This window comes from Streptomyces sp. NPDC005151 (assembly GCF_053599875.1).
Window position 1 is genome coordinate 1 of the sequence record NZ_JBSFYR010000202.1, and the last position, 4,503, is coordinate 4,503.

At 68.3% G+C, this 4,503-nt stretch carries 4 protein-coding genes and 1 pseudogene; 2 read left to right on the forward strand and 3 right to left on the reverse strand.

What is annotated here, in order from left to right; translation table 11 throughout:
* Positions 1 to 373 precede the first annotated feature (373 nt).
* A pseudogene (locus ACWD6R_RS39840) lies at positions 374 to 547 on the forward strand (transposase); the annotation flags it as partial.
* 188 nt (positions 548 to 735) lie between these two features.
* Here ACWD6R_RS39840 and ACWD6R_RS39845 read toward each other — a convergent pair.
* Together ACWD6R_RS39845 and ACWD6R_RS39850 are read right to left on the reverse strand one after the other, a co-directional pair.
* Positions 736 to 2,271, reverse strand: a complete 1,536-nt coding sequence (locus ACWD6R_RS39845) for a hypothetical protein (protein ID WP_451823234.1) — start codon at positions 2,269 to 2,271, stop codon at positions 736 to 738.
* Between the two features lie 228 nt (positions 2,272 to 2,499).
* Complete coding sequence (locus ACWD6R_RS39850; protein ID WP_451823237.1) at positions 2,500 to 3,210, reverse strand: IS6 family transposase; 711 nt, start codon at positions 3,208 to 3,210, stop codon at positions 2,500 to 2,502.
* Between ACWD6R_RS39850 and ACWD6R_RS39855 the strand changes: the two genes are divergently transcribed.
* A complete protein-coding gene (locus tag ACWD6R_RS39855) occupies positions 3,209 to 3,412 on the forward strand; it encodes a hypothetical protein (protein ID WP_451823235.1) in 204 nt (67 codons plus the stop codon). The two genes, ACWD6R_RS39850 and ACWD6R_RS39855, sit on opposite strands and share 2 nt — an antisense overlap.
* An 84-nt stretch (positions 3,413 to 3,496) precedes the next feature.
* Here the strand turns inward: ACWD6R_RS39855 and ACWD6R_RS39860 are convergent, their stop codons facing one another.
* A complete protein-coding gene (locus ACWD6R_RS39860) occupies positions 3,497 to 4,114 on the reverse strand; it encodes a hypothetical protein (protein ID WP_451823236.1) in 618 nt (205 codons plus the stop codon).
* Positions 4,115 to 4,503 lie beyond the last annotated feature (389 nt).

Consider the following 4,503-nt stretch of genomic DNA (forward strand, 5'->3'; position numbering starts at 1 on the left):
TCCGACCACCGAGCCGAGATGACCATCCGCTTCGCCATCTGGGACCACGTCACCGGAGTCGTCGGCACGGCCGCAACGGCCTGACCCAGGGCTGAGAAGCCGTAGTTCAATCGATCATGTGGCTTGGCGGTCGATCTGATGTTCCTCGCGTCGATCCCGGATAGGTGATCTTCGTGGGGCGGGGCATGAAAGCAGGGCCTCTTGGAAGCGAGTGGGTGTTGAAGCGCACTGATTCCAGGAGGCCCTGTTGTTCCAGTTCACCGCATCCATGGCTGCGGAGGCCAGTGGTTCGGCGCGGTCGTGTGACTGTCTCGCGCACGTGTACGGAAACGCGTCTGATCAGCCCGAGCGCCGACGCCGGTATCCGACGGATATGTCGGACGCGGAATGGGCCGAGGTGCGCCCGTTGTTGCCGGTCCCGGCATGGCTGGGCAAGCGGGCGGGCCGGCCGGAGTCGTACTGTCACCGGCAGATGATCGACGCGGTCCGCTACCTCGTCGACAACGGCATCAAGTGGCGGGCGATGCCCGCGGACTTCCCCTGCTGGGAGCGGGTGTATGCGTTCTTCCGCCGGTGGCGGGAGCACGGATTGATCGCCGAGTTCCACGACCGGCTGCGCGAGCAGGTCCGGGCGCGGGCGGGCAGGAACCCGCAGCCGAGCGCGGGGATCGTGGACTCGCAGTCGGTGGTCCACCGAGGTTGCCATGCCTGTGATCGCTACGTGGGTGTCGTCATTCAGCGCCGGACCACTGCCAGCGGGGTGGCGGTGCCGTTCAGGCAGTGGTCGAGGATTGCGTGCATGCGCGGAACGGGGAGGGCCGGATTGGCCGCGGCGCCCTCGGCGGTACGGGGGTCGGCGAGGAGGGCCTCCAGGGCTTCCGGTGACAGGCTCGGGTTGGCGGCCGCTGCCCGGCGCACCGACGCGTCGGGGTCCTCGACAGGGGGGTCGGGCAAGGCGGGATCGGCTGCGGCCAGGGCCCGTACTTCAGGATCCGGGTGGCCGATGAGGTGGGCCCGGCCGGTGCGGGGGAACGCAGGCAGGGTCAGCAGGTGCGGACGGTGGGCCGGGCGGGTGACGAAGACGTCCAGGAGGAGGTGTGGCGGAGCCAGCGGGTGGTAGCAGGCGAGCCGGATCCTCACCTCCTCGTCGTCGTCCTGCGCGAGTGTCTCGACGAGTTCCGCAGGCAGGCCGGGCCAACTCGCCGCGCCCCGGCGGAGCACCGGTTCCTCGGAGGCCGCACAGGCGGCGAACCAGTCGGGCGACGGCCCGGCGGCCGGCTCAGTATTCGACTCCGGGGTCGGCTCGGTAATCAGCTCGGGGATCGGGCAGGTGCAGTCTGGACCGTGCCCGATGGCCGGGTCGATCGCCCAGTACTCGGCCCAGGTGCGGGGGAAGGGGTGGAGGCGTGCGCGCATCCGTACGTCCTCGTCCGGGTCCTCCCTCAGCTCCGCCACCAGGTCCGGCCCCAGGTCGGGCCGTACGGCGACCATCGCGCGGATCTTCGCCTCGGGGTGGCGGGCGAGCCGGGCGACGGCGTCGGCCGGGGTGTGCCGGTTGTAGGTCAAGGGTTCCACCGTGCCGTTCGCGAAGCACTGCTCGACGAGCGCGGGGGACAGAGCACACGTGCCGAACACCCATGCGTTGCGCGAACCGAAGGACGGCAGCATGGCCTCCACCCGTTCCGGGTCCAGCGCCCAGTTCCTGTCCTGCGCCGCTTCACGGACCGCGGGGTCCGGATCGTCGAGCAGCGCCGCCCGCTGCGCCGGGGTGAGGGACTGCCACCTCCAAGTGGCCCGTATCCGGAGTTCGGGGTTCTCGCGGCCGGCCATGGAGCGGAAGAAGGACAGCGGGATCTGCCGGGAGGAATCGAGTTCCGCCATGATCTCCTTCACGGTGACCTTGCCGTCCTCGCCCCCGTCCTGGGCGGTCAGGAGGGTCACGAGGATGTCGTCCGGCAGCGGTCGGACCCATCGGGGGTAGTGACGGGGGCCGGCGGCGAGCCACCCGCGGACGATCCCCGACGGGTCCGTCGCCAAGGGGGCGAGCCGCGCCGGGTCGACGTACCGGTTGCGGGCGAGCGCGCGACGGATCTCCTCGCGCGGATGGCGGAGGGCTGCGTCGATGACGGCGTCAGGCAGGTCACGGCCCTCGCACATCAGCAGGCCGGCCTCACCGGCCGCTCGACCCATCAGGCGTATCAGTACGTCGAAGGGCGCGGCCGGATTGAAGGCGATGCCGCGCAGCCACGGTTCATGCAGAGAGTCGGACACCGGTGTCATCCTGCCACCTCGTCTCCTGAACCGGGCCGCCCGACGGCTACCTCGGCAGCGCTTACCGGCGGCTCCATCCGCAGGGCTTCGGACCACGCGGCGAGGGCCATGCTCATCATGCGCACGCTGCCGTACACGGCACACCGCCAGGGGCGTTGTCACGTTGTTGGGTGTGTGGGTGTCTGACGGTGTGTCGAGGTGTGGTGGGGCCGGGTGCCGGCCCTGGGCTCAGGCCGCGGCAGGCCGGCCGGTGACGCCGGTGATCTGCTCCCAGATGGTGAAGCGGACGGTCATTTCGGTGCGGTGTTGGGTGCCGGTCATCAGGTGGCGGCGGGGCCGGAAGTGGGGGGAGAAGCCGCTGAACGCGGACAGGAACCGCTGCGCGGCGCCCACGCTGCGGAAGCCTTTCATCGCCCGTTCGCGTTGCCGGGTGGGCTGATGACTGTTCTCGGCCCGGTTGTTCAGACCCTTGTGGGAACGGTGCTCGACGCAGGGCATGACCTCGCGGTGGGCCGCGCCGTAGGAGCGGAGCTTGTCCGTGACGATCACCCGCGGCACCCCGCCCGTCTTCGTCAGCAGCGTGCGGAAGAAGCGTCTGGCCGCAGCCGTGTCCCGGCGGCTCTGCACCAGGATGTCCAGCACGTTGCCGTCCTGGTCGACAGCCGGCCACAGGTATTTCTGCTCACCGTTGATCTTGATGAAGACCTCGTCCAGATGCCACTTGTCGCCGGGCTGGGGCCGCCGGCGGCGCGGTCCGTTGGCGTACTGCTGACCGAACTTCAGACACCAGCGGCGGACCGTCTCGTACGAGACGATCACGCCGCGCTCCAGCATCAGCTCCTCGACCTCACGGAAACTGAGCGGGAACCGGAAGTACAGCCACACGCAGTGCGAGATCACCTCGACCGGATACCGGTGCCCCTTGTACGACGGCGACATGCCCTCCACGGACGACCCCCTCCACCGTGATCAGCCCGAGGATCCTCCCACCCTGTCAGCCAACGTGACAGCGCCCTGCGAAGCCCTCGACCACGAATTGCTGCCAAAGAACATCGAAGGCACACGCGCCAAGCTGAAACGCCTGGTCAAGCTCGGCATCCTTACCGAGATCGACACCGGCAGCTTCGCCAGGAAGCAGTAACCGACCAAGTGGTACCACCCCGCCGGAGCCGACGCTCTCGGAGTGATCCGGTGGCACGGCCCCGGTGGGGCGTCGGCAGGGGCCTCAGGATGTGGGCGCGTCCAGCTGCGGCTCCAGCCGCACCTCGGTCACGCTCACGCCCTCTGGAGCGCCGAACGCCTCGACCATCACGCCCAAGTAGGTACCGGTGACCTCCAGAGCCAAGTGGTCGGCTCCCACGCGCAGGTCGAGCCTTGCCACGGGCTCGCCCGAGAAGTCCGGCATGCGGTAGATCCGCGCCGCCGGGTAGTGCAGGCTCGTCAGCTTCTTCTGCATCTCCTCGTACGTGGCTGTGTCCGTGCCCGAGAACGCCCTGCTGATGCGCAGTGCGTGCCTCTGGGCGGCGCACTCCTCTTCAGCGGTCAGCGGCACCTCATCGACCAGGATGGGCATGGTGGAGTCGGGGGTCGGCTCCGCTGCCGTGGTGTCGGCCGTGGAAGCCGATGCCACATCATCGGTGCTGCTGACGTCCGGAGCGCAGCTCTGCGAGATGAGGTCCGCCAACTCAAGGAACCGCATCTCCGCATCGTCGTCGCTCGCGGCGGCGACGCTGACCGTAGAGGTTTGATCGGCGGTGGCGTTCTGCGCGCCGAAGCCGGTCAGGACGACGATGCCGCCGAGCGCGGCCGCCAGCAAGGACTTCGGGAGGAAAATTGATCGCATGTCCGTACCATGCAGGCTGCTGACCACTGCCCACATGAGTACCCGTACTCAATCCACCAGAGCATCAGCTCACCAGCGACCCTCAGTCCACCAGATCCGCGGCCGTCAGCAGCCGCGTCAGTGCAACTTCCGGTAGATGCACGTCAGATGAGCTTCCACCATCTTCAGGGACACGAACAGCGAGGCCGCACCGAGATCGACACCGGCAGCTTCGCCAGGAAGCAGTAACCGACCAAGGCTCGCAACCAGCAGCCCTGTCCCAACCCCACTACGAAACGGACATCAACCTACGAAGGGGGCGTCGCTAATTTACGGGTTGCTTCCGGGACTTGAGTTCGTTGATGTGGTATGGGGCGTTTCGATGAGTTGATCAGTCCGCTGCGGGAGAA

Coding starts and splice junctions, on each gene's coding strand:
- ACWD6R_RS39855 (WP_451823235.1), top strand. CDS start 3,209: ATGCCCTCCACGGACGACCCCCTCCACCGTGATCAGCCCGAGGATCCT.
- ACWD6R_RS39850 (WP_451823237.1), bottom strand. CDS start 3,210: ATGTCGCCGTCGTACAAGGGGCACCGGTATCCGGTCGAGGTGATCTCG.
- ACWD6R_RS39860 (WP_451823236.1), bottom strand. CDS start 4,114: ATGCGATCAATTTTCCTCCCGAAGTCCTTGCTGGCGGCCGCGCTCGGC.